This window comes from Kribbella speibonae, from assembly GCF_004331375.1.
Classification (GTDB): Bacteria; Actinomycetota; Actinomycetes; order Propionibacteriales; family Kribbellaceae; genus Kribbella; species Kribbella sindirgiensis.
In genome coordinates this window covers 308,537-332,097 of sequence record NZ_SJKC01000008.1, presented here as the reverse complement: position 1 = coordinate 332,097, position 23,561 = coordinate 308,537, and the positions used below count along the sequence as shown (strand labels likewise).

The window sequence follows — 23,561 nt, the reverse complement described above, 5'->3', positions numbered from 1 at the left end:
GGGGGCACCAATTCGGTTGATCCACAACAAGCAATTCCAACCGACTGCAACACAACCTCAACAAATCAGGTGCAGGGTCCTACCTGGGCCCACTGCGCCGTCAGGCCTGGTTCGGAACCTTGGGTCCACCAGTTCGCCTGCCAGAGCTTGCTGTTGTGCTTGACCCGCTGGCCGTCGAGATAGACCGTTCCCCAGTTCCAGGCGACCGCGTTGCCACAGTCCGCAGGCGGCGGCGAAGTAGGCGGTGTCGTGGGGGGAGTGGTCGGTGGTGTGGTCGGCGTGCACGTGTCTCCGGTGACGAGTGAGTCGACGTACGCCGTGCCGCCGGCGCGGAAGGCTGCTGCGCGGGCTACTGCGTCTGCGGGGGAGACGACCTCGTTCTTCGCGTAGTACGCCCAGTCGACCTGCTGTTCGTACACGCTGGTTCCGCTGGTGTGGGTGGCGAGGTCGATGAACCACAGGTTGTAGTTCATCGTCATGTCCTGCCGCGGCGTCACCGGGTTGCCCTTGTCATCGACCGTGTGGTCTGCGGTCGGTACGCCGTCGACGTAGTACCGAACGTGGCCGTCGGCAACTTGTGTGACCAGGTCGTGCCAGCCGGCGTACGACGCGTGCGTCGCGTTGTAGGCACGGAGCGCGTCCCACGGCTCGGCGCGGTACGTGTACCAGCTGGTCTGGTAGTTGACCGGACCGGTGTCGCCCCAGCCGCCGTTGGGCAGGTACTCGGAGAAGTCGAGCTCGCTGTAGAGCGGGTCGTAGTCGTACCGCAGCGGCGAAATCGTGAACGCGGTCTCGTTGATGTGATCGCCGTCCGGCCCGCTGGTCGGTGCGTCGGTGAAGCGCACGCGGGTCGCGTACGTGCCCTCCCGGACCCGCTGCTGGGTCTGCCGAAGCTCGGCGTGCGTGGTGCCGGCGCTGGTGCCGTCGGTGGACGCGATCAGTTGGGCGACGGGATCGCCGTCGCGGGTCGGGAACGTGATGTTGCCGGGCAGCCAGCTGGCGCCGGGAACTCCCGGCCCACCGGACTCGGAACGGGCGTTCCAGCCGTGGGCCTGCAGTGCTGGGTCGTTGTGTGCCGTGTAGTGGAAGTCGTCGAAGATCTCTCCACAGGTGCCCGCGGCCGATTGGGCTGATTGGCTGGAGGCGTTGGCGGTTGGTTCGGTGATGACGACCGTCGCCGCGATCGCGGCCGCCACGCTGCAGAGGATCGCAAGACCCTTGGCACCGCGGGGCTGATGAGCGGACGACGGACGGGGGCGGATTTCAGGCATGACAGTCCCTCGCTCTCGGAGGTATGGCGGTCACGATGATGAGGACCCGGCCGCCCGTCCGCAAGGGCGAATGAGAAAAATTCTTCTCCTCTTGACGCCCTCCACCCTGATTTGAGAATAATTATCGGATGGATGGTGACGTGGGACTGCTGGCGCGACTGCGCGGCACCCGTCCCGAGCTCGGGACCGCCCTGGGCCGGATCGCCGACTTCGTGCTGGCCGAGCCGGCGGCCGCGGCGCGCCTGACGATCACCGAGCTGGCCGACCAGACCGGCACCTCGCCCGGGACGGTTACGCGGTTCTGCCGGGCCTGCGGGCTGCGAGGTTTCGCCGAGCTTCGGGTGGCGATCGCGGAGGAGGTCGGTCGGTCCGGTGCCCATCGCTGGGACACCGACATCGGTTCGGAGATCGCCCCGGACGCGCCCGCCGACCAGGTACTGAAGGTGCTGCTGGCAACCAATGCCAACGCCATGATGCGAACCGCCGAGGTGCTCGACCTGGCGGCCGTCGACGAGGTCGTGACCCGGCTCGCCGCGGCCAGGCAATGTCATTTCTTCGGTGTCGGTACGAGCGGCGTCACGGCCGACGAACTCCGCCATCGCCTGCGGCGCATCGGCGTACCGTGCTGGAGTTCTGCCGATGTGCACAGCGGGCTGACGCTGGCGGCGCTGGTGGACGAGAGGGACCTGTTCATCGGCGTCTCCACCTCCGGCCGCGTCGCCGAGACCATCGAGGTCCTGCAAGCAGCCGCCGACCGGGGCGCGATCACCGTCGCGATCACCGCGGACCCGGACTCACCGCTGGCTCAGGTCGCAGACATCGTCCTGTCGACGGCCCGCCACATCCACAGCGAACGAGCCGACGCCCTCGCCGACCGCCACGCCCAGTTCCTCGTCGTAGATCTCCTGTATGCACGCCTCGCCCAGGTCCTCCACGACCGCACCGTCAACCTCCTCGACACCACCGCAACTGCCCTGGACCGCCACCGCGTCCCGCCGGCCGAGCTGTAGCTGGGGTCAGGCGGTTGGGTCGGGCCCGAGCGCAAGATCCAGGAGGTCGCCTAACTGCTGGAGTTGGGCGGATGTCAGGGGATCGAATGACGACTTGACGACGGCGTTCACGGCCTCCTGGCCTTCGGCGCGGAGTTGCTCGCCCTTTGTGGTGAGGCGGTGTTTCACCGCGCGCCCTGGGCCCGGGATCCGCTCGATCAGGCCGCGGTCCGCCATCCGTGTCGCCAGTGAGCCGAACGACTGATCGGTCTGGAATGTCAGCATCGCGAGGTCGTGCAGCGAAGCGTCCGGCTCGCGGTGCAGGTGCCGCAGCGTGTCCCACTGCACGAGCGAAAGCCCCAAAGGTGCGAGTACGCGGCTGAGGGCGCGGTGGTGCCGGTACTGCAGACGCTTGACGGCCAGGGCGACGTCCGCGGGCTGATGCTTCATGCCCGCATTCTACATCAGGTTGCTTATATCAGGATACTGATCTAAGGTTCCTTATATAGACGAGCTGAGGGAGAGCGACCATGAACAACCCGTTCCTGCTGCTGCACGGTGGCGGCGGCGTCCAGACGATGGCCGGCTTCACGGACCTGCTCGCCGAGCGAACGCGGTCCCAGGTCCTGCTGCCGACCCACCCCGGCTTCGGCGGCACCCCGAGGAGTGCTGGAGTCACCACGGTCGCCGACCTCGCCGCGTCGTACGTCGAGTTGCTCGAAGACCAGGACCTCGCGAACGTGACCGTGGTCGGCAACTCGTTCGGCGGCTGGCTCGCCGCGGAGATCGCGCTCCGGAAGAGCCCGCGCATCCGGGCCGTGGTGATCGTGGACGGGATCGGTATCGAGGTCGACGGCCATCCGCTGACCGATGTCAGCGGCCTGTCGCCGGCCGAGCTCCGGTCGTTCTCGTTCCACGACCCGAGCAAGCTGCCGGCACCGCCGAGCGCCGGCGGACCGAGCCCCGACGTACAAGCCCTGATCGGCTACACAGGCCCCACCATGTCCGACCCGACCCTGATCAAGCGCCTCGCCGAGATCGACATCCCGACCCACGTCATCTGGGGCGAAAGCGACCGCATCGCAGACCCGCAGTACGGCAAGGCCTACGCAGCCGCGATCCCGCGCTCGACCTACACCCTCCTGCCACGCACCGGCCACCTCCCGCAACTCGAGACCCCCGAGGAATTATTGGCGACCTTGACAACCATTTGAGCCGTGGATCGACTCTTCAAGGGATATGACCGCTGAGTTGGTGGCAGTTCGGGGGCAGGTGGAGGATCAGCGCAGTACTCCTGTGGTGGCGGACTTCGACGAATACGTCGCGGCCCGCTATCAGCATCTGGTCCGGACCGCCCGGCTGCTGACCCAGGACTGGGCGCTGGCCGAGGACCTGGTGCAGTCCGCGCTGGTCAAATGCTGGGGTTCCTGGGACTCGATCCGCAGCGAGGACCCGACCGCATACGTACGGCGTACGTTGATGACCACCTACTTCTCCTGGTGGCGACGGCGGCGGTCGCATCCGGAACGACTGACCGAAGAGGATCTCGGACAGATCGCGGTCGACGACCACACCATGGTCGACAACGCCGACCTGCTCGACGCGCTGCGGTCGTTGCCGAAGCGGATGTGTGCGGTGATCGTGCTGCGCTACTTCGAGGACCTGACGGAGAGTCAGACCGCGGCGGCGCTGGGCTGCAGCATCGGCACGGTGAAGAGCCAGACCCATCGCGGCCTCCGGCGCCTGCATGTCGAACTCACCAGCGGCGAGGATGTGAGCCGCCGATGAACGTCGACGATCTCCGCGCCCGCCTCCAGAACGCGGCCGAACCGGCGCACGCTCTGGTGCCGCCGCTGCAGGACCTTCATCGCCGCGGACGGCGGCGGACGCGGCAGCGCTCGGGTCTTCTCGTGGCGGCTGCCGCCGCAACACTGGCGGTGGTTCTCGGTGGAGTGCAGCACCTCGATCTGCTCAGCGAGACCCCGGCGAGTCCGCCGTCGCCAGGAACGTCGACGGCTCTGCCGGCGGATCCGTTGCCGATGGAACCCTTCACGGACGTTTTCGGCGGGCTCCAGTTGGCAAGCCAGGAGGCAGGCCAACGCGGGCAGACGGACTTCACCCCTCGGTTGCTCTCCCGAGTCGCCGGGGACGAGCTTTCGGTGGCCTGCACATCCCGCGACGGCGAACACCGCCAAGTGCTGGTGACGAGCGCGGGCGACGAGCCACAGCTGCTCCCGTGCTCGCGCTATCCGACGATCCCCAGCACGCTCGGCGGATTCGGTCCCGGCGGCGCGCCCCTGGACCGCAGTACTCCGATCCGACTCCGCCTGGTCGACCTCACCTACCAGCTCGGTGCCGCTCCGCCACCCCCGCTCAACGACCCGACCTCCCAACTCGCCGTCGCGGTCTACCACCCTTGACGCGGACCACCTGCCGGCGGTTGCGGATGGGGTCGCCGAGCGGGTGGTCTTCGTCGATCAGGGCACGGTGGTTGCCCGGGGCACCCTCGAGGAGCTGGCCGGCGTCCCGGCGTTTTCCACATTCTGGAACGACCAGACCCGGACGGCAGAATGGCGGCTTCGTCAGGTAGGTTAGGCTTGCCTAACTTACTGGGAGTGATGATGAGGGATCTCCGCCTTGCCGTGATCGGTGCGGGACCGGCCGGCATCTACGCGGCCGACATAGTGACGCAGGAACACCCGGGTGCGCACGTCGATCTGATCGAGCGCCTGCCCGCGCCGTTCGGGCTGGTGCGGTACGGCGTCGCGCCGGACCATCCGCGGATCAAAGAGATCGTCAAGGCGCTGCAGCGGGTCGTGGGCCGGGACCGGATCAGGTTCGTCGGCAACGTCTCGTACGGCGTCGACCTGAAGCTGGACGACCTGCGCCGGTACTACGACGCGGTCGTGTTCGCGACCGGTGCGATGGCCGACCGCCCACTCGACATTCCGGGGATCGACCTTCCGGGAAGCTACGGCGCGGCGGACTTCGTGAGCTGGTACGCCGGGCATCCCGACGTACCGCGGGACTGGCCGCTCGAGGCCCGTGACGTCGCGGTGATCGGGGCCGGGAACGTCGCGCTCGACATCGCCCGGATGCTGGCGAAGCCGGCCGACGAGCAGCTCAGTACCGAGATCGCCGACAACGTGTATCAGGGGCTGAAGCTCAACCAGGCGACCGACGTCCACGTGTTCGCCCGGCGCGGTCCAGCGCAGATCAAGTTCACGCCGATGGAGCTGCGCGAGCTGTCGCACTCACCGTCGGTGGACGTGATCGTGCACCCCGAGGGATTCGAGATCGACGCGGCGAGCCAGGCCGCGATCAACGCGAGCAAGGGCACCCGGCTGGTCGTCGACACGTTGCTCAAGTACGTCGAGGCCGAGCCGACGGGCGCTCCGCACCGGATCCACATCCACCTCTGCCACGCACCGGTCGAGGTCCTCGGCGACGAGCGGGTCGAGGGCCTGCGGACCGAGGTGACGCAGCTGCAGGGAGACGGCACGGTCAAGGGCACGGGGGAGTACGTCGACACACCCGTGCAGGCCGTGTATCGCGCGGTCGGGTACCTGTCGTCGCATCTGCCGGAGATCCCGTTCGACCACCACGCCGGCGTGATCACGAACGACCGGGGCCGGGTCCTCGATCTGGACGGCGTACCGCTGCCCGGTCTGTATGTCACCGGCTGGGTCAAGCGCGGCCCGATCGGTCTGATCGGCCACACCAAGTCCGATGCGGCGGAGACGATCGCGAGCCTGCTCGTGGACCTCGACACGCTGCCCCAGCCCGAGATCCGTGACCCACAAGGGATCCTGGAACATCTCACCGCCCGCGGCGCCACCGTCGTCGACTCCGACGGCTGGTCCCGCCTCGACGCCCATGAGATCGCTCTCGGCGCGGCGGCCGGTCGCGAACGCGTCAAGGTCGTGCCCCGCGAGGAGATGGTCAGAGTCGCGAAAGCCTAGTTCCGGGCGCAATGTCCGGTACCGGACACCCGGCGCGGAGCGCACGCCGGCACTCGGGTCACCGACCCCCTTGCATGGTGGACTGTTGGCCTGCTGGGGGCAGGTCGGCGAACCTCGGGGGAGGGCGTGTGTCGAGTGTCGAGTTGAGTTTGCAGGAACTGTTGTGGCGACTCGCAGCGCAAGGCCATGACGATCCGCGGATCACGCGGCTGGACGGAATCGCCGTCATCCACAGTGTCCGGGACCGGATGTTCAGGGCGTGCCGTACGTCGATGCGCTCGTTGCACAGCCAGTTGCCGCACTGGGACCAGGCCGCGTCGGCGCAGCGCACAGCGGAACTGCGGTCGCGCGGCATCCGGATCCAGACGATCGGGCCGCGCGACGGCCTGCTCGGACCGGAGGCCGTCGCGCTGCGCGGGTACCTGACCGCCGTCGTCGGTCTGGGGGAGGAGATCAGGGCCGCGGAACGGTTGCCGATCACGCAACTCATCCTCGCCGATCGGTCGACCGCGATGGTCCCGGTGCGGGCCACCCCGCTGCGGCAGGCGGCACTGCTGATCGAGTCGGAGGAACTCGTACGCCCGCTGGAGGCGGCGTTCCAGGCGACCTGGGAGGAGTCGGAAACCGTCGAGTTCGCCGAGCACGATCCGGTCGACCGGCTGGGGAGGAGATCGCGGGAGGTCCTCGTCCTGCTGGCCGCAGGTCTGACCGACGAGGCGATCGCGCGCGAGCTCGGCGTCACCGACCGGACCGTACGACGGCAGATCTCCCGTCTGTGCCACAAGCTGCGGGTCGACTGCCGGTTCCAGCTCGGCCTCGAAGTCGCCCGCCGCGGCTGGCTCTGAACAAGCCTCGGGGGCCTGTCGTTGTGACAGGCCCCCGAGTTCCTTCGTGATCGGATCAGGCGACGCCGCGGTCCCACTTGGTGTAGCCGAGGCCCTGGACGTAGGCCCGGACGTAGACCGGTGTGCCCTCGGCGATGCTCAGATCCAGGTAGTAGCAGGGATTCTTGGCCCCGTTGCGGTCCTTCACCGCGGCGCGGATCTTGCCTGCCCAGTACAGCTGCGCCACGACCGCGCGACCGTCCGCCCGCTTGTCGCAGACGATCAGATGCTCGTCGTACGCACGGAAGCCGGCGCACCCCCGGACGGTGCCGGCGTACTTACCGCAGATCCCCGCGTTGGCGCTCTTGGCGACCGCCTTCGTCGCGACCGAAGCGGTCTCCTGTGCGGGCGCCGCCGAGCTGACCGTCGGCGCTACCACTGCCGCCGCCGCGGCCGCACCGAGCACCGCGATCCCCCTGACCATCGAACGCTGAATGTTCATTGTCTCCCCTGGTTGGTTGCTTTCTCCTTGCCACCAACCAGAAAACCGGTCCGGCCGCCGCGGTACGGGAACATGTCCGGATCCGGAAACAGAGGTTGCCAAAGGCAACAGTAGGACGTCAGCGCTGGGCGTCGTCGCGCTGATCCCGGTCGTCGTCGTCTTCCTGATCTTCCAGAGACGCATCGTCGAAGGCGTGGCGACGACCGGCCTCAAAGGCTGATGCAGAGGGCGGGCTGTCAGCGGGTGACGCGGTCGACGCGGCGGCCGGTGCGGTCGAAGAGGTGGATCTGGGAGGTGTCGAGGGCTAGGTGAACGCGCGTCCCGCGGGCCAGTTCGGTGTCGACCGGGAGTTCGACGACCAGGTCGGCGCGGCGGTGGGTGGCGCCGTGGATCTCCGGCAGGGGAGGGGCCGGCTTTTCGAGTCCTAACCGGGAACGGACCCGGGTCAGGAACGACGGGGCCGGATCCGCTTCAGGGGACGCGTGTGCCGGTGCCACCTGGCCGATCTTGTCGGGATCGACGACCTCGATCCCGCACTGGACGAACGCGATCGACTGCTGGCCGTGGAACTCGAACGCCCGGATCGTGCCGGTCAGCTGGTTCGGCGCGTCCTGGGTTGTGATCAGGCTGAACGCGCTCGACCGGGCGCCGACGATCACCTCGGCGCCGTCGTGGTGCCGCAGGATCAGCGACCGGCGATCGGTGGGGTCGAGGCCGATCGACTGGCTGCCGAGGTCGAGGGCGACCCGGTGGTGGGCGGTGACGCGGACGGTCGCGGCCAGCAGGTTGATCCGCGGCGTCCCGAGGAAACCCGCCACGAACGCGGTCGCGGGATCGTTGTACACCTGCGTCGGCGTCCCGACGTCCTCGATCCGGCCGTCGCGCATCACCGCGATCCGGTCGGCCAGCGTCAGCGCCTCGACCTGGTCGTGTGTCACGTAGAGCGTGGTCACGTTCAGGTCCCTGGTCATCGCGCCGATCTCCTGGCGGAGCTCGGTGCGCATCGTGGCGTCGAGGTTCGACAGCGGTTCGTCGAGCAGGAAGACCTGCGGGCGCCGGACCAGCGCGCGGCCGATCGCGACCCGCTGCCGCTGACCGCCCGACAACGTCCGCGGCATCCGGTCGAGCACCGATTCGAGGCTGAGAATCTGCGCGAGTCCGGCCGCGGTGGACCCGGCCCGGGCGTCGTCCTGCCCCGCGATCTGGAGCGGGAACATGATGTTCTCCTGCACCGTCCGGTTCGGGTACAGCGCTCCGGTCTGGAAGACCATCGCGACCCCCCGCTCGCGCGGTGCGAGCCGGGTGCCGAGGGTCCGCCCGAACCAGACCTCGCCGGAGGTCACCCGTTCGAGACCCGCGATCATCCGCAGCAGCGTCGTCTTCCCGCACCCGGACGGCCCGAGCAGCACCATGAACTCGCCGTCGTCGACCTGCAGCGACAACTCGTCCACGGCCAGGTGTTCGCCCTCGAACACCTTGGACACCGCGTCGAGCCGGATCGCCGTCATGTCAGCCTTATACGGGAAGTTCCGGTTCACCGGCAAGCACTGGGTACCTTGCGAACTGATTGCAGCCGGTACGATCCAAGACTCAACTGTTGCTCAGGGCAATCAATCGGCCGTTGACAACGACGGTGACAAGGTCGCCGAGGGTGCCGTCCGGGGAGCTGGTCACCTGGACCAGATCGGCTCGCGCGCCGACTTCCAGGCGGCCGCGGTCGTGCAGGCCGAGCAGGTCGGCGGGGGTCGTGGTGGCCATCGCGACGGCAGTTTCGAGGGGGAGTCCGCCCGGACCGGTGGCCCAGCGGAGACAGTCGAGGAGAGAGGCGCCGCTCCCGGCGAGGTACGGCGTACCTTGCAGGCGGAGGCTTCCGTCGGAGGCAACGGTGACCGCGCCGCCGACCGCGGTCCGGTAGTCGCCGGGCGCACACCCCGCCAGTGCGGCGGCGTCGCTGGTGAGGACGCAGCGCGCCGGGCCCTTGGCGCGGACCAGGGCCGCGAAGGTGTCGGCGGGAAGATGATGGCCGTCGGCAATCAGCCCCGCGGTCAGCGTGTCCTCCGCGAGTTGGGGCCAGATCGGGTTGTGGTGCCGGTCGATCTGAGCGGGCAGCCCATTGCCGAGGTGGGTCGAGAGCCGTCCGCCGGCGGCCGCGAAGCCGTGCACGTCGGCGGCGGTCGCCAGCGAGTGCCCGACCGACGGGAGTACGCCGTGAGCTGCGAGGTGGCGGGTGAAGTCGATCGCGCCCTGGCGTTCGGGGGCCAGGGTCATGATCGCGATCGTGCCGTCGGCCGCGGCCTGCCAGCGGTCGAACTCGTCGGGGTCCGGGTCCCGGATCACGGCGGGATCGTGCGCGCCGCGGGCACCCTCCGCGGACGAGATGTACGGACCCTCCAGGTGCAGGCCCGGTACGCCGTAGGCCGCGGCGGGATCGGTGGCGCGCGCGGCGGCGGCTCGTTTGACGAGCGTGGTCGTGGTCGCGTCGTCGGCGGAGATGATCGTCGGGTAGACCGTGGTCACCCCCTGGCCCCACAGTGCGCGGACGAGATCAGGTAGTTCGCTCGCCGGGCGGGACGGGTCGTTGACGTCGAGACCGCCGTACCCGTTGAGCTGGATATCGACGAGGCCCGGGAGCAGCAGCAGGTCCGGTGCCGACGGGTGGTCGGTGATCTCCTCGATGCCGTCCACCGAGTACCGCACCCGTACACCGCGGCCGGCGGCGGTACGACCTTCCAGGACCTCACTCATCAGTTGTGGCCTTTCCTCGGCGTCAGGTGCAGTTGATCACGCCGTTAGGTCGTTCGGCGGATTGGGTATTGGTGGGAGGTGGCTCGCGCATGGCTCATGGCTGGTACGGCGTTCGCTTTGGTGACGGCGTGCGGAGGACCGGCCACGAGCGGACCTCCGACCACGGCGCCTCCAACGACTGTCACCCAGACTCCGACCGGTCCGCAGATGGGAGTCGTGCCCAACGTGGTGGGCCTGAACCATCAGTTGGCGCAGGACACCATGCAGGCGGCGGGGTTCTACTACCTGACCGAAGAGGACGCCACAGGTCAGGGGCGCCTGCTGGTCAACGACCGGAACTGGGTTGTCGTGTCGCAGGAGCCTGCCGGTGGGACGAAGGCCGCACCGGAGACCAAGATCGTTCTGCGCTCGAAGAAGGTCGGCGAGTAGCTCAGCGCGCGATCGCCGTACGGAGCTGGCGGCGCGAGGTGATACCGAGTTTCGAGAACGTCTTGCGCAGATGCCACTCGACGGTGCGAGGGCTGATGAAGAGCTGGGCAGCGATCTCCGGGTTGGTCAGGCCGTCGCGGGCCAGGCCGGCGATCTGGGCCTCCTGCGCGGTCAGGTCGTTGGTCGTCTCGGGGGTGCGTTTGCGGACAGTCTCGCCGGTGGCGAGCAGTTCGCGGCGGGCGCGTTCGGCGAAGGCTTCGGCGCCCATCGCAGCCAGTTGCTCGTGGGCGGTGCGGAGGTGCGCGCGGGCGTCCTGACGCCGGCCTTCGCGGCGCAGCCATTCGCCGTACAGCAGCTCGCCGCGGGCAGACTCGATCCGGAGACCGGTCCGGTTCAGGTGGTCGATCGACGCACGGTACGCGTCCTCGTCGTCGCCGAGCAGCGCCCGCGCCCGGGCCTCCATCCCACGGCCCCAGTCCGACGGCGTGGCGGCGACGCGCTCGTTCAGCCAGGCCAGTGCCGTCTCGACCAGCTTGGTGTCGCCGGTCCGTGAGGCGGCCTCGGCCAGTTCGCCGATCACGAGGACGCCGTACGCGACGACGTCCTGTTCGAACACCTGCAGCGCCGCGTCCCGGGCCGTCTCGTAGTGGCCGAGGCCGTTGTTCAGCAGCGCGCTCGTGTACGTCGCGATCGCGGTCATCCGGCCCTGGTCCTGAGCGCGCGCCTCGCGGATCATCGCGTCGATCAGGGTCGTCGCCTCGGACTCGCTCCCGCACAGAGCGGCCAGCTGCATCGCGCCGATCCCGAGCACCCGGTTCCCGGTCGCGCCCGCGATCCGGCGCTCTTCCTCGACGTACGCCGTCGCGGCGGCGAGGTCACCCGTCATCGACACGACGTTGGCCCGGAAGTTCAGCGCCCACTGCAGCTGGACGAGCGCACCGCTATCGCGGGCGATCCGGTCGTGACGTGCAGCGAGTTCGAGTGCCGCGTCGAGGTCCCACACGTCGATCGCGACGATGCCACTGGCTCGGTTGCCGGCCAGCCACAACCAGCCGCGGACGTCCTCGGCCTCGCTCCCGCTCTGCCGCGCTTGGTCGACGGCTTTGACGAGCTGTGTCGCCGCGGCGGCGTACCCGTGGGTGAAGCGGAGTGCGAGCGCCTGCAGGAGCAGGTCGCCCGGCGGGTCGGACGGCGCCGGTGCGGGTGCGGCGGACGCGGCCTCAGCGAGGATCCCCGGTGTGTCCGGGCCGCTCGCCCAGATCGCCGCCGACATCGCCTCCAGGTACGCGACGCGCGCCTGCTCGTGGTCGAGCGGATCCAGCTGCTTCGCGGCGACGACCAGCGTTCGGGCCGCCTCGGCCGCATGTCCCCGGTCGAAGGCGATCTCGCCGCGCAGGCGCAGTACCTCGGCCTCCCGTACGGCGTCCGCGGGGCCGGCGGCCGCCGCGCCGAGCAGGTCCAGGGCGGCGTCGAGAGCACCGGCACTGCGCTTCGCTGTCGCGGCGGCGAGTACACGGTCGGCTCGGAGACCCGGGTCGATGGTCAGCGCGGCCGAGCGTTCGAGGAACATACCGGCCGCGAAGAACCCGCCTCGTGCTTGGGCGCGCTGCGCGGACCGTTCGAGTTCTGCGGCCACGCCCTCGTCCGGAGCCACGGTCGCCTGCGCGCGATGCCAGGCCCGGCGGTCCGGGTCCGTCTCGGGATCCGTGGCGTCCGCGAGGGCTCGATGTACGGTCAGCCGTTGCTGCGGCGTGGCGGTCCGGTACGCGGCTGAGCGAACCAGCGGGTGCCGGAACCGGATCTGCCGGCCGAACGTGATCAGCCCCGACTCGATCGCGCCCGCGGCCGGGTCCGCACCGAGCCCGAGTTGCTCGGCTGCCCGCCACAAGAGCGTCGGGTCGCCGAGTGGTTCGGCGGCCGCGGTCAGCAGGAGCAGCCGGGTGTCGGGCTGCAGCGCTTCGAGGCGCCGTACGAAACCGTCTTCGAGCCTGCTCGTCAGGGTGCCCCCGGTGAGGCCGTCGGCCAGCTCAGCAGCAGTCCAGGCGCGCGGGAGCTCCAGCAGGGCGAGTGGGTTGCCGCGGGTCTCGGCCACGATCCGGTCGCGCACCCGGGGGTCGATCGGTCCGGGCAGTACCGAGTCGAGCAGGGCGCGGGCGTCGCTGTCGTCGAGGCCGCGAACCTCGAGTTCGGTGAGGCCGGTGAACGCGTGCTCGATGCCGTCGCGGACCGCGAGGACCATCACCACCGACTCGGCCGCGAGCCTGCGGGTGACGAACGCGAGGATCCGGGCCGACATCAGGTCCAGCCACTGCGCATCGTCGACCACGCACAGCACGGGCCGCTCGCCGGCCGCGTCGGCGAGCAGGTTGAGGACCGCGAGGCCGATCAGGAACTTGTCCGGGGCCGGGCCGCTCACCAGGCCGAACGCCGTACCGAGCGCTTCCCGCTGTGGCGCCGGCAGCCGGTCGAGGTGGTCCAGGAACGGCAGGCACAACTGGTGCAGACCGGCGTACGCGAGCTCCATCTCGGACTCGACCCCGGCGGTTCGGGTGACCCGGCAACCGTCGGCTCCGGCGACCAGCGCGTCCAGCAGAGCCGACTTGCCAACCCCTGCCTCGCCCGTCACCAGCAAGACCTGACTGCGCCCAGCCTTCGCCTCCCTGACCAGCCCACTCAGTACGTCGATCTCGCGCTGCCGCCCCCGAAGCACCTGATCCGTCCCCACGCGGAGCAGCCTAGCTGGGGGTCAAGCGTCGAGTAGCTGCAGCGCCTGCGCGATCGAGGCGGTGACCGGCGCGCCTGTGGTTTGGAGGGCCTCCAGGGTCATGGCGCCGGTGGTGACGAGTACGCAGCGGGCGCCGGCTGCCTGAGCAGCGTCGGCGTCGTCGACGACGTCTCCGATCAGTACGACGTCGGACGGGTCGAGCTGCTGCGCCTCTAGGTGACGGATGAGGCTGTCGGCCTTTGAGCCGCCGCCTACCTCGCCGGGGAGCCCGTCGACCCGGGTGAAGTACTGCGTGAGGCCGTAGTGCTCGACCGTGGGCGTGAGCCGCGAGTGGAACCACATGGACAGCAGCGACTGTGTGCGCCCGCTCGTGGTGCAGGACCGCAGGACGTCGTGGGCATCGGCGGCGAGCGCACAGGTGGCCAGGAGCGCGTCGTACTGGTCGTGGTAGAGCTTGTCGACCTGTGCCCACTCCTCCTCGTCGAGCGTGCGTCGCAGGATCTGCTCGTACGAGAGCCGCATCGGCCGCGCATACGCCGCCTGCCACTCGCCCCAGCTCAGCTCCGCCCGCCCGAAGCCCGCACAAACTGCGTTGACGGCGGCCAGTACGGCGTGATTGTCATTGAGCAGCGTCCCGTTCCAGTCCCACACCACATGCTTCACCCGGGCAACTCTAGACAAGTCCCGACGACCGAAAGGTGGCCCAGTGGGTCAGATCACGCAGCTGCCACAGCTGATACCGGCCGACGCCGGCAAGCCGGTCCGGCCTGAGGCGGCGGCAAGCCAGCAGGCGTCACGACAGCTGGCGCTGCAGCCGTCCTCGTGGTCCCGCGAGCAAGCCGACGAGACCGTACGGCGCTACACCGAGCTCGCGACGGTCTGGGAAGGCGAGCGTGGTGGCTACCGCCCGGTGCCGTTGGGCGATGCGCTGCAGCGTGGTGGTCCTTGGCCGGCCGGACTCTGCCTGGAGATCGGGTGTGGCACGGGTCTGCTCTCAGGACTCGTCCAGCAGGTGTGGCCGCGGGTGGTCAGCCTTGACCTCACCTGGGCGATGCTGAGCCGGTCGACAGCTCCGTGGCGCGTACTGGGCGACGCATCCCGGTTGCCGGTGCCCGACGGATCAGCGCGAGCCGTAGTGCTGGCCGACGTACCGCTGTTCGCGGCTGAGATCGTGCGGACGCTGAGCGCGGACGGTGTGGTCGTGTGGTCGAACGCGCTCGGTGAAGACGCGCCGCATCACGTGCCGATCGCCACGGTGCTGGAGACGCTGGAGGACGCCTCCGACGCGGCCTGGTCGGCTGTGATGTCTCATGCGGGCTGGGGTCTGTGGGCGGTGCTGCGTCGTGAACGCTGAGTTCAGGCCCGCGGCTGAGGTCGCGGGCGGGTTTCACGCCGAGGTGATCGCACCACTGGTCGGGGAGATCGACTACGCGGCCGGTCTGCTCGGGTGGGGCTCGGATGTGCTCGGGTACGACACCGAGCGGTCGATGGACCACGGGTGGGGACCGCGTGTCGTCGTACTGGTCGACGCCGGCGAGGTCGAGCGGGTGCGGAAGGCGGTCGACGACGGGCTGCCGGACGAGTACGCCGGGTACCCGGTGCGCTTCGGGTGGGACAGCTACGAGCCGCGGCACCACGTGACGGTCACGACGGTGGGGGACTGGCTGCGGGGGCAGTTGGGCTTTGACGCGTCGCAAGGGATCGGGATCGACGACTGGCTGGTTACGCCGCAGCAGCAGCTCCTGGGCGTCGTGGCGGGCCGGGTGTACGCCGACGACGGGCGGCTGGCACCAGTGCGTAACGCACTGGCCTGGTACCCGGACCAGATCTGGCGGTGGACGCTCGCCTGCCAGTGGTCGCGGATCGCGCAGGAGGAGGCGTTCGTCCAGCGCACGCACGAGGTGGGCGACGAGCTCGGGTCACAGGTCGTTGCTGCCCGGTTGGTGCGGGACCTGATGCGGCTGGCGTTGCTGCAGGCGCGGACCTATGCGCCGTACAGCAAGTGGCTCGGTACGGCGTTCGCTCGCCTCGGCCACTCGGACGGGCTCGACGTGGCGCTGGCCGGCGCGGTGGCAGCCGAGTCGTACGCCGATCGCGAGCAGGCGCTCGTCACGGCGTACGAGCTGGTCGCCCGTCGTCACAACGCCCTCGGGATCACCGACGAGCTCGACCCGGCGCCGCGGCCGTACTTCGACCGGCCCGCGCAGGTGCTCGGAGCCGAGCGGTTCGCGGACGCCTGCCTGGCGACCGTGTCTGATCCACAGCTGAAGAGCTACGGGCTGATTGGTTCGATTGACCAGTCCGTGGACAACACCGACGTACTCAGCAACCCGGCCGCGTTCCGGAAGCTGGTTTCTGTCTATCGTTGAACGATGACCCTCGCCAGGCACGTCATCAGCTCCGTCACGACCACCGAGATCCGTTACGAGTACCTGCGCACGATCGGCCGCAACGCGTTCCTCGGGAGCCATGGGAACGGCGGCAGCTCCACGGTCTACGTCGTCGAGACCGACCGCGGCGCGACCGGCTGGGGGCTTCCGCTGTACGACGCCGATCCCGGTGTGCTGCTCGGTCGCTCGCTGGCCGAGCTGATCGATCCGGACCGCGGTGTGCTCGACCCGGCGGCGGAGTTCCTCGACTACCCGCTGCACGATCTGGCGGCGCGGATCCTCGACGTCCCGGTGTACGCGCTGCTCGACAAGTCGAGGATCCGGGCCGGCTCGCCGCGGGTGCGTTGCTACACCGGCGGCATCTACTTCGACGACCTCGACGGCGGGATGGACGCGATCCGGGCCAATCTCGCGCAGGACCACGCGTTCGGGTTCCGCGACTTCAAACTGAAGATCGGCCGCGGCCACCGGTGGATGGACACCCGCGCCGGGCTGCAGCGCGACATCGAGGTCACCCGGCTGGTCCGGGAGCTGTACCCGGACGCCGGGATCCTTGTCGACGGCAACGACGGCTTCACCCTCAACGGGCTCTTCGAGTACCTGGACGGCGTCGCGGACTGCGGCCTGTACTGGATCGAGGAACCGTTCGCCGAACGCCGCCCCGACCTGGAGGCTCTCCACGAGCACCTGCAGACCCTCCCGACCCGCCCCAAGGTGGCCGACGGCGAGTACGACCCGAACGTGGAACACGTCCTGGAACTGGCCAGGGAAGGCCTCGTCGACGTGGCCCTGATGGACGTCACCGGCCACGGCCTCACCGCCTGGCGCCGCACCATGCCACTCCTGAAGGCGGAAGCCTCACCCCACGCCTGGGGCCACCCCCTCAAGACCCTCTACGCCGCCCACCTGGCAGCAGGCCTCGGCAACACCCCCATCATCGAAGGCGTCCCCGGCCCCAACTACTACACCCTCGACGACGGCCACGTCGTACTGCCCGAAGAGCCCGGCTTCGGCCTCACCCTGCCGCGCTGAGCTACACATCCTGCGACAAGCGCTTGGTGTACTCGGCTACCTGCTGCAGGGACTTCTCGTCGGCCCAGGACCACTTCGGTGCCTCTGTTGACGGGCCGTCGTACGGGAGGTCCGCGTAGTGGGCTTGCAGCTGGGCCAGTTGGGCGGTCAGCTCGGCGCGGGTTGCGGCGTACGCCGGGTCGTCGGCGACGTTGACCAGCTCCTCCGGGTCCTTGTGCAGGTCGTACAGCTCCCACTCGGACTCGAACAGCCGCTCCGACGACCCCGGTACGCCGAGGCCCGCGCCGTAGTAGTGGATGAGCTTGTAGGCCTTGGTTCTGATGCCGTAGTGCGCCGGGGCGTGGTGGATCGGGTCGTCGTGTTCCCAGTAGCGGTAGTAGACGGCCTCCGGCCAGTCCGGCACCTCTTCGCCGCGGAGGAGTGGCAGGAAGCTCCGGCCCTGTGAGGTCGGCATGGACAGGCCGGCCATGTCGAGGAACGTCGCCGCGAAGTCCACGTTGGTGATCATCGCGTCGCAGGTACTGCCGGCTGGGATCACCGACGGCCAGCGCATCATCATCGGCATCTGCAGCGACTCGTCGAACATCAGCCGCTTGTCGAACCACCCGTGGTCGCCGAGGAAGAACCCCTGGTCGGACGTGTAGACGACGACGGTGTTCTCACTCAATCCTTCCTCCTCCAGAGTGTCCAGCAATCTGCCGACGTTGTCGTCAATCGACTGGACGCACTGCAGGTAGTCGCGGAGGTAGCGCTGGTACTTCCACCGCATCCGCGCCTCCCGGTTCTCCGGGCCGCGGAGCTCGTCCGGAAGCTCCTCACCGAGCTCGTCCGCGCCCAGGTCGTCCGCGACGGACATGCGCACGCCACGCACCGCCTGGCTCCGCGTGCTGTGGTCGTCGAACAGCGTGCTCGGCTCCGGGATCGAACCGATCGGATACAGGTGCTTGTGCTTCTCGTCGGGCACCCACGGCCGGTGCGGTGCCTTGTGGTGCACCAGCAGCAGGAACGGCTGCTCCGGGTCCCGCTGCCGGATCCAGTCGATGCTCTGATCAGTGACGATGTCCGTCGCGTACCCGGGCACCGTCTCGGCACCGTCCGGGCCGAGCATCAGCGGGTCGACGTACTCACCCTGCCCGGGGAACACCCGCCAGGCGTCGAAGTGCCGCGGCGCGGACTCCGGCCGCTCACCCAGGTGCCACTTGCCGAACAGCGCGGTCTGGTAGCCGGCGTCCTTCAGCACCTCGGCGAACGTCGGTACGCGGTAGTCGATCTCGGTGAAGATCGACGCGACCCCGTTCACGTGGCTGTACGTCCCGGTCAGGATCGAGGCCCGCGACGGCGAACAGATCGAGTTCGTGCAGTACGTCGCGTCCATCCGCACCCCGTCCTGCGCCAGCCGGTCCAGGTGCGGGGTGCTGTTCACCGTGCTCCCGTACGCCGAGATGGCGTGCGCGGCGTGGTCGTCGGACATGACGAAGACGATGTTGGGACGGGACATCAACTCACCTCTCGGAGCGTCTGATCGATCTCGTACATCATTTCAACGGTGACGCCGGGATGCGCGGCGAACACCTCGAGCAGCGGGGCAGCCGGGTTGAGCATGCGCATCCCCTCCAACCCAGCGCGCAGGTGGCCCGGCAACGCGCCCGGGCACCGGTCCAGCACGTCGGCGAGGCTGAGTGTTCGCACCGGACTGTCCAGTTCCAGATCCGCACGACGTGCCGCCGGCTGGAGCGCTCGCTGCGCTTGCTCCCACTGTGCCTTGACCAGCAGGTGCTCGCTGAGCACAGGCCCTGTCGCGGGTAGTCCGAGGCGTTCGTACTGTTCGGGTGGGGCGTCGTTGGCGCGCATGAGGTCGACCATCAAGCCCGCCAGTTGTAGCTCCAGTTCCTCGTCCTGTAGCGGGTTCTGTTGGTGCGGGTCGTTCTCCAGGTCGAAGAGGAGCGAACCGTGCCACCAGGGGTTCCCGATCGACTGGCCCTGGGTTCTCAGTAGTCGGGTGCCCTTTGTGAAGGTGAAGGCCGGGACCAGTTCGGCGTCACCTAGCTCGGCGGGGCTGAAACGGGCGCGCATGTGGGTGGGCATGAGCGTGTAGTTGTAGAGGGGAGAGTTGGACGGGTCCGCGCACGCGCGCATGTAGACGTAGCGGCCGTCTGTCACGTTCACGTGGCCGCCGTGGGCTCCGAACAACGCCCCCTCCCGTAGACCGCTGAACAGCCCGACGCCTTGCACGTCGGCAGGTACCTCGACGGCGAAGTAGTCGAGCAGCGTCGGCGCGATATCGATCGTCTGCACCAGCGCGTCGCGTCGTACACCTGCCTCCCGCTCCCGCGGATCCCACACGAACAACGGCGTGTGGATCGTCTCGTCGAACCACGGCTGCACGCTCTTGCCCCACCACCCGCGCTCACCGAGCAGGAACCCGTGGTCGGTGCACACGATCAGCATCGTGTCGTCCCACAGCCCGTGCCGGTCGAAGAGATCGAGGACCCGACCGAGCGAGCGGTCGCACATCGCCAGCAGCGACAGGTACTCACCGCGCGCCCGATCCACCTCGTCCGGCGACTCGACCACCCGCCGGTACGACGGCCAGTCGAACACCGGCGCCTCGGTGTCGACCCCCAGCAACCGCCGGTACTCGTCGTAGCTGAAGAACGGCTCGTGCGGGTCGAACGTCTCGATCTGTACGAACCAGTTGTCCTCGGCAACGTTGGTCTCGATGAACTCGACCCCCGCGTCGAACGTCAGCGTCTGCGGGTGCCGCGCCTCGTCCTGCAGGTACTGCCGGTTCACCCAGTCCTGCCGGCTGAGGAACGTCGTCGCGTTCAGCGTCTCCGGCACCTCGGGCTCACGGACGTGTCCCTTCCACCGGTCACCCTCCTGACCCCGGAAGAACTCGTACGTCGAGTAGCGGTTGTGGTACGTCGCCCCGCCGTCCTCCCAGTAGTGCTGGTGATCGGTCGCCAGATGCGTGTGTACGCCGCTGTTCCGCAACAGCTCCGGCATCGAGTCGTCGAACGGCTCCAGCGGACCCCACGAGCGATGCAGGAAGTTGTACCGGCCGGTGTGCAGTTCACGCCGCGCCGGCATGCACGGCATGCTCCCGGCGTAGCAGTTCTCGAACAGCGTGGTCCGCTCGGCCAGCCGGCTGAAGTTCGGTGCATGCACCCCGTCCGCGCCGTACGGCGGCAGCATCCGCCGGTTGAGCGAGTCGTACATGACCATCACAGCGCGTTTCATGCCATCGCCTCACTCGCCAGCAGTTCGCGGCGTTCCTGACGGCGCGCTGCCTGGCGGTCGGGATCGGGAAGGGGTGCGGCCATCAACAGCCGTTTCGTGTACGGATGCTCGGGCCGCTCGGTGACGTCGAGCGCGTCGCCGTACTCGACGATGTCGCCGCGATACAGGACCGCGACGCGGTGGCTGATGTGCCGGACGACCGCGAGATCGTGCGAGATGAAGAGATAGGCCACGCCGGTCTCCTCCTGGATCGAGATGAACAGGTCGAGGACCCGCGCCTGCGTGGACAGGTCCAGCGCGGACACCGGCTCGTCGCAGACGATCAGCTTCGGTCGCAGCGCGAGCGCCCGGGCGATCGCGATCCGCTGCCGCTGACCGCCGGAGAACTCCCGCGGCAACCGGTGTACGGCGTCCTGCGGCAGGCCGACCTGGTCGAGCAAGGTGCGGACCCGTTCGGTCGCCTCACGACGATCGCCGGTACGTCGGGCGACGAGTGGCTCGACCAGGATGTCCTCGACGGTCATCGACGGATTGAGCGAGCTGTACGGGTCCTGGAAGACCACTTGGATGTCGTCGCTCAACCGCCGGCGCTCCCGGCGCGCCATTCCGGCCAGCTCTTGCCCGTCGAACCGGATCGACCCCGAACTGACCGGCACCAGGCCGAGGATCGCCCGTCCGATCGTGGTCTTCCCGGAGCCGGACTCGCCGACCAGGCCGAGGGTCTCGTGCGGCTTGATGTCGAAGGACACGTCCTGCAGGGCCCGGAAACCCTTCGACCGCCAGCCGCGGCCGGCGTACTCCACCACGATGTTGCGTGCTTCAAGCATGGTTCACCTCCAGGCGGGTGCGCGGCGCGCTGTCCTCGAGCGTCGAGCCGAGCAACGTCTGCGTGTACGGGTGCTGTGGACGCGCGAACAACGGCCGGACGTCGTTGACCTCGACGATCCGTCCGTCCTGCATCACGGCCACCCGGTCGCAGATGTCCGCGACCACCCCGAAGTTGTGCGTGACCAGCAACATCGCCATCCCGAACTCGGTCTGCAGTCCCCGGAGCAGCTCGAGGACGTCGGCCTGCACCGTCACGTCGAGCGCCGTCGTCGGCTCGTCCGCGATCAGCAGGTCCGGCTTGCCCGACACCGCGCCGGCGATCAGCACGCGCTGCGCCATACCGCCGGAGATCTCGTGCGGGTAGGCGGCGAACGTACGCCGGGGGTCCGGGATCCCGACCCGCTCCAGCAGGTGCAACGCCTCCGCGACTGCCGCCTGCTTGGACAGACCGCTGACCGCGCGCAACGGTTCGACCAGCTGTTCACCGACCCGGAAACACGGGTCGAGGTTCGACATCGGCTCCTGCGGGATGTACCCGATCCGCCGGCCGCGCAGCACGCGCCGCTCACCGTCCGGAAGCCGGGACAGTTCGCGACCGTCGAAGACGATGCTGCTGTTTCCCAGCAACGTTCCACCGGGCGGCAGCAGGCCGAGGACCGAGAAGGCGGTCTGCGTCTTTCCGGAACCGGACTCGCCGACCAGGCCCATGACCTCTCCCTGGCGGACGTCGAGGTCGACGCCGTGCACGACCTCTCGGTAGTCATCGCCGATCGGGTACCCGACCGACAGGTTCGTGATGCGGAGGAGAGGGAGGTCGTCGGTGTCCGGGGTCGCTGGGACGAGTGCGGGCGGTTTCGGTGGCTTGCGGGGCCGCTCGGTGCGCTGGATGACATCCCGGATCGCGTTGCCCAGCAGGACGAGCGCGGCGACGGTGAGCGCGATCGTCAGACCCGGCCACCAGATCGCGACCCGCGACGTGTAGATGTTCGTGAACGCGTCCTGCAGCATGCCGCCCCAGGTCGGCGTCCCCGGATCGCCGAGGCCGAGGAACTCCAGCCCGGACTGGACGACGATCGCGATACCGGCCACGACCGCGGCCTGGATGACGATCGGCGCGCGGACCACCAGCAGCACGTGGCGGCCGATGATCCGGGGATCACTCAGCCCCGACACGCGGGCGGCGTCGACGTACAACTCGTGTTTGACCGCCATCACCTGACTTCGCACCAGGCGGTGGAAACCGGGGGACAGCATCACGCCGAACGCGACCATGGCCAGGTAGATCGACGAGCCGAGCGCCTGGAACAGCGCGAGCAGCACGATCATCGTCGGCAGCGCCATCAGCAGGTTGGCGCCCCAGCCGAGGACGCCGTCGAGCAGACCGCCGTAGTACCCGCTGAGCAGACCGGAGACCACTCCGAGCAGCAGTGCCACCGAGAGAGCGATCACGGCGCCGGTCAGAGTGTTGCGGCCGGCGTACAGCAGCCGGCTGAAGATGTCCCGGCCGGCGCCGTCACCACCGAGCAGGTAGCCGCTGCCCGGGCCGGCGTTGATCTTGTCGAGCCGCAGCGCGGTCGGGCTGTGCGGCGCGACCAGCGGCGCGAAGACACTCGCCAGCACGATGACCACCAGAATCACCAGCGCCGCGACCGCAAGCGGGTTGCGGAACACCTTGCGTACTGTCATTGGACACGCACCTTGGGGTTGACCCAGCCGCTGACGACGTCGATGACCAGGTTGACGATGACGACCAGGACGACCAGCGTCACCACGACGCCCATCAGGACCGGTACGTCGCCTTGCAGCGCCGCGTTGATGGTCAGGGTGCCGAGGCCCGGGATGGCGAACACCTTCTCGATCACCACGGCACCGCCGAGCAAGGCGATGAACTGCAGGGACAGCACGGTCAACGCGGGGATCGCGGCGTTCCGCAGTGCGTGCCGGAACAGGACGGACCGCGGACTGATGCCCCGGGCCCGCAAAGTGCGGACGAAGTCCTGACGCAGTACGTCGATCACCGCACCGCGGACCTGCTGCGCCGCGGACGCCGTACTCCCGATCACCAGGGACGCCACCGGCAGTACGAGGGCTGCGGCCCAACTGCCAGGTGACTCCGAGAGCCGTACGTAGCCAGTTGCCGGCAGCACTCCGAGCGTGACCGAGAAGAACACGACGAGGACCAGTGCGACCCAGAAGTTCGGCAGTGCGAACCCGGCGACGCTCAGCACCTGGATGACCCGGTCCAACCAGCCGCCACGCACAGCGGCGGCCACACCGAGCCCAACACTGATCAGTGCGGTGAGAGCCACTGCCAGGACTACCATCGACAACGTCACGGGCAGCCGGTTCGCGATCGCTTGTGACACTGGCTCGTTGGTGAACCAGGAGATGCCCAGGTCGCCGTGCAACGCGTTCTGGGCCCACGTCCCGAGCTGGGCGAGCAAGGGCTTGTCCAGGCCGAGCTCAGCGTTCTTGGCGGCCAGCTGGTCCGGCGTGGCGCTCTCGCCGAGCAGGTTGCGGGCGACGTTGCTCGTACCGGAGAAGGCGAGCAGGAACGTGATTCCGGCGATCACGACGACCAGGACCGCACAGGCGATCAGCCGGCGTCCGATGAATCGAAACAT

The 23,561-nt window shown here is 68.8% G+C and carries 23 protein-coding genes; 11 read left to right on the top strand and 12 right to left on the bottom strand.

All coding sequences use genetic code 11. The features are described from left to right. Positions 1-65 precede the first annotated feature (65 nt). Positions 66-1,196: a carbohydrate-binding protein gene (locus tag E0H92_RS40485; RefSeq protein WP_238173810.1), complete on the bottom strand. Its 1,131-nt coding sequence runs from the start codon at positions 1,194-1,196 to the stop codon at positions 66-68. A gap of 203 nt (positions 1,197-1,399) precedes the next feature. On the opposite strand from E0H92_RS40485, the gene E0H92_RS40480 reads away from it, so the two are divergent. Beyond that, positions 1,400-2,281 (top strand): MurR/RpiR family transcriptional regulator, encoded by an 882-nt coding sequence (locus E0H92_RS40480; protein ID WP_131500025.1) that lies wholly within the window; start codon positions 1,400-1,402, stop codon positions 2,279-2,281. Positions 2,282-2,287: 6 nt separating this feature from the next. Here E0H92_RS40480 and E0H92_RS40475 read toward each other — a convergent pair whose 3' ends face one another. Beyond that, the gene (locus E0H92_RS40475) at positions 2,288-2,710 is read right to left on the bottom strand and encodes a MarR family winged helix-turn-helix transcriptional regulator (RefSeq protein ID WP_131463122.1); all 423 of its coding nucleotides are present in this window, start codon (positions 2,708-2,710) and stop codon (positions 2,288-2,290) included. A gap of 80 nt (positions 2,711-2,790) precedes the next feature. Here E0H92_RS40475 and E0H92_RS40470 point away from each other — a divergent pair, with 80 nt between their 5' ends. The 5 genes from E0H92_RS40470 to E0H92_RS40450 all read left to right on the top strand — a co-directional run bounded on the left by E0H92_RS40470 (position 2,791) and on the right by E0H92_RS40450 (position 7,067). After that, positions 2,791-3,474, top strand: coding sequence for an alpha/beta fold hydrolase (locus E0H92_RS40470; RefSeq protein WP_131500024.1), 684 nt, complete (start codon positions 2,791-2,793; stop codon positions 3,472-3,474). Positions 3,475-3,499: 25 nt separating this feature from the next. Next, on the top strand, positions 3,500-4,048 hold the full coding sequence (locus E0H92_RS40465; RefSeq protein ID WP_131463124.1) for a SigE family RNA polymerase sigma factor: 549 nt from the start codon (positions 3,500-3,502) through the stop codon (positions 4,046-4,048). Next, positions 4,045-4,680 (top strand): hypothetical protein, encoded by a 636-nt coding sequence (locus E0H92_RS40460; RefSeq protein WP_131463125.1) that lies wholly within the window; start codon positions 4,045-4,047, stop codon positions 4,678-4,680. Before E0H92_RS40465 ends, E0H92_RS40460 begins: the two co-directional genes overlap by 4 nt. Positions 4,681-4,881: 201 nt before the next feature. Further along, the gene (locus tag E0H92_RS40455; RefSeq protein ID WP_131500023.1) at positions 4,882-6,222 is read left to right on the top strand and encodes an FAD-dependent oxidoreductase; all 1,341 of its coding nucleotides are present in this window, start codon (positions 4,882-4,884) and stop codon (positions 6,220-6,222) included. 128 nt (positions 6,223-6,350) lie between these two features. Next, a complete protein-coding gene (locus tag E0H92_RS40450; RefSeq protein WP_165550251.1) occupies positions 6,351-7,067 on the top strand; it encodes a LuxR C-terminal-related transcriptional regulator in 717 nt (238 codons plus the stop codon). A 55-nt stretch (positions 7,068-7,122) separates the two neighbouring features. Here the strand turns inward: E0H92_RS40450 and E0H92_RS40445 are convergent, their stop codons facing one another. Beyond that, positions 7,123-7,548: a hypothetical protein gene (locus tag E0H92_RS40445; protein ID WP_131500021.1), complete on the bottom strand. Its 426-nt coding sequence runs from the start codon at positions 7,546-7,548 to the stop codon at positions 7,123-7,125. Between E0H92_RS40445 and E0H92_RS44850 the strand changes: the two genes are divergently transcribed. Then, complete coding sequence (locus tag E0H92_RS44850; RefSeq protein WP_202874078.1) at positions 7,541-7,768, top strand: hypothetical protein; 228 nt, start codon at positions 7,541-7,543, stop codon at positions 7,766-7,768. The genes E0H92_RS40445 and E0H92_RS44850 overlap by 8 nt on opposite strands. A 16-nt stretch (positions 7,769-7,784) precedes the next feature. On the opposite strand, the gene E0H92_RS40435 is transcribed toward E0H92_RS44850, so the two are convergent. Both E0H92_RS40435 and E0H92_RS40430 read right to left on the bottom strand, forming a co-directional pair. After that, complete coding sequence (locus E0H92_RS40435; RefSeq protein WP_131500020.1) at positions 7,785-9,056, bottom strand: ABC transporter ATP-binding protein; 1,272 nt, start codon at positions 9,054-9,056, stop codon at positions 7,785-7,787. Positions 9,057-9,138: 82 nt separating this feature from the next. Beyond that, entirely contained in the window at positions 9,139-10,293 is a 1,155-nt protein-coding gene (locus E0H92_RS40430; RefSeq protein WP_131500019.1) for an N-acetylglucosamine-6-phosphate deacetylase, read from the bottom strand. A gap of 216 nt (positions 10,294-10,509) precedes the next feature. Here E0H92_RS40430 and E0H92_RS44845 point away from each other — a divergent pair, with 216 nt between their 5' ends. Continuing rightward, positions 10,510-10,722 (top strand): PASTA domain-containing protein, encoded by a 213-nt coding sequence (locus E0H92_RS44845; RefSeq protein WP_238173809.1) that lies wholly within the window; start codon positions 10,510-10,512, stop codon positions 10,720-10,722. A 1-nt stretch (position 10,723) separates the two neighbouring features. Here E0H92_RS44845 and E0H92_RS40420 read toward each other — a convergent pair whose 3' ends face one another. Then, complete coding sequence (locus tag E0H92_RS40420) at positions 10,724-13,447, bottom strand: ATP-binding protein (RefSeq protein WP_131500017.1); 2,724 nt, start codon at positions 13,445-13,447, stop codon at positions 10,724-10,726. Positions 13,448-13,468: 21 nt separating this feature from the next. Continuing rightward, entirely contained in the window at positions 13,469-14,110 is a 642-nt protein-coding gene (locus tag E0H92_RS40415; RefSeq protein WP_131500016.1) for an HAD family hydrolase, read from the bottom strand. Positions 14,111-14,153: 43 nt separating this feature from the next. Between E0H92_RS40415 and E0H92_RS40410 the strand changes: the two genes are divergently transcribed. Genes E0H92_RS40410 through E0H92_RS40400 form a run of 3 tightly spaced genes read left to right on the top strand, consistent with a single transcriptional unit; the run spans position 14,154 to position 16,869 of the window. Further along, positions 14,154-14,801, top strand: coding sequence for a class I SAM-dependent methyltransferase (locus tag E0H92_RS40410; protein ID WP_165550250.1), 648 nt, complete (start codon positions 14,154-14,156; stop codon positions 14,799-14,801). Continuing rightward, positions 14,791-15,816 carry a DUF4037 domain-containing protein gene (locus E0H92_RS40405; RefSeq protein WP_238173808.1) on the top strand — a complete coding sequence of 342 codons (1,026 nt, stop codon included), beginning with the start codon at positions 14,791-14,793 and terminating at the stop codon, positions 15,814-15,816. Before E0H92_RS40410 ends, E0H92_RS40405 begins: the two co-directional genes overlap by 11 nt. Positions 15,817-15,819: 3 nt before the next feature. Then, complete coding sequence (locus E0H92_RS40400; RefSeq protein WP_131500013.1) at positions 15,820-16,869, top strand: enolase C-terminal domain-like protein; 1,050 nt, start codon at positions 15,820-15,822, stop codon at positions 16,867-16,869. A gap of 1 nt (position 16,870) precedes the next feature. On the opposite strand, the gene E0H92_RS40395 is transcribed toward E0H92_RS40400, so the two are convergent. The 5 genes from E0H92_RS40395 to E0H92_RS40375 are packed head-to-tail and all read right to left on the bottom strand — an operon-like array spanning position 16,871 to position 23,561. Beyond that, positions 16,871-18,367: a sulfatase family protein gene (locus E0H92_RS40395; protein ID WP_131500012.1), complete on the bottom strand. Its 1,497-nt coding sequence runs from the start codon at positions 18,365-18,367 to the stop codon at positions 16,871-16,873. Then, positions 18,367-20,109 carry a sulfatase family protein gene (locus E0H92_RS40390; protein ID WP_131500011.1) on the bottom strand — a complete coding sequence of 581 codons (1,743 nt, stop codon included), beginning with the start codon at positions 20,107-20,109 and terminating at the stop codon, positions 18,367-18,369. The genes E0H92_RS40395 and E0H92_RS40390 overlap by 1 nt, the downstream gene beginning before the upstream one ends. Then, positions 20,106-20,936, bottom strand: a complete 831-nt coding sequence (locus tag E0H92_RS40385) for an ATP-binding cassette domain-containing protein (protein WP_131463138.1) — start codon at positions 20,934-20,936, stop codon at positions 20,106-20,108. Before E0H92_RS40385 ends, E0H92_RS40390 begins: the two co-directional genes overlap by 4 nt. After that, positions 20,929-22,623: a dipeptide/oligopeptide/nickel ABC transporter permease/ATP-binding protein gene (locus E0H92_RS40380; protein ID WP_131463139.1), complete on the bottom strand. Its 1,695-nt coding sequence runs from the start codon at positions 22,621-22,623 to the stop codon at positions 20,929-20,931. Before E0H92_RS40380 ends, E0H92_RS40385 begins: the two co-directional genes overlap by 8 nt. Continuing rightward, complete coding sequence (locus E0H92_RS40375) at positions 22,620-23,561, bottom strand: ABC transporter permease (RefSeq protein ID WP_131293754.1); 942 nt, start codon at positions 23,559-23,561, stop codon at positions 22,620-22,622. The genes E0H92_RS40380 and E0H92_RS40375 overlap by 4 nt, the downstream gene beginning before the upstream one ends.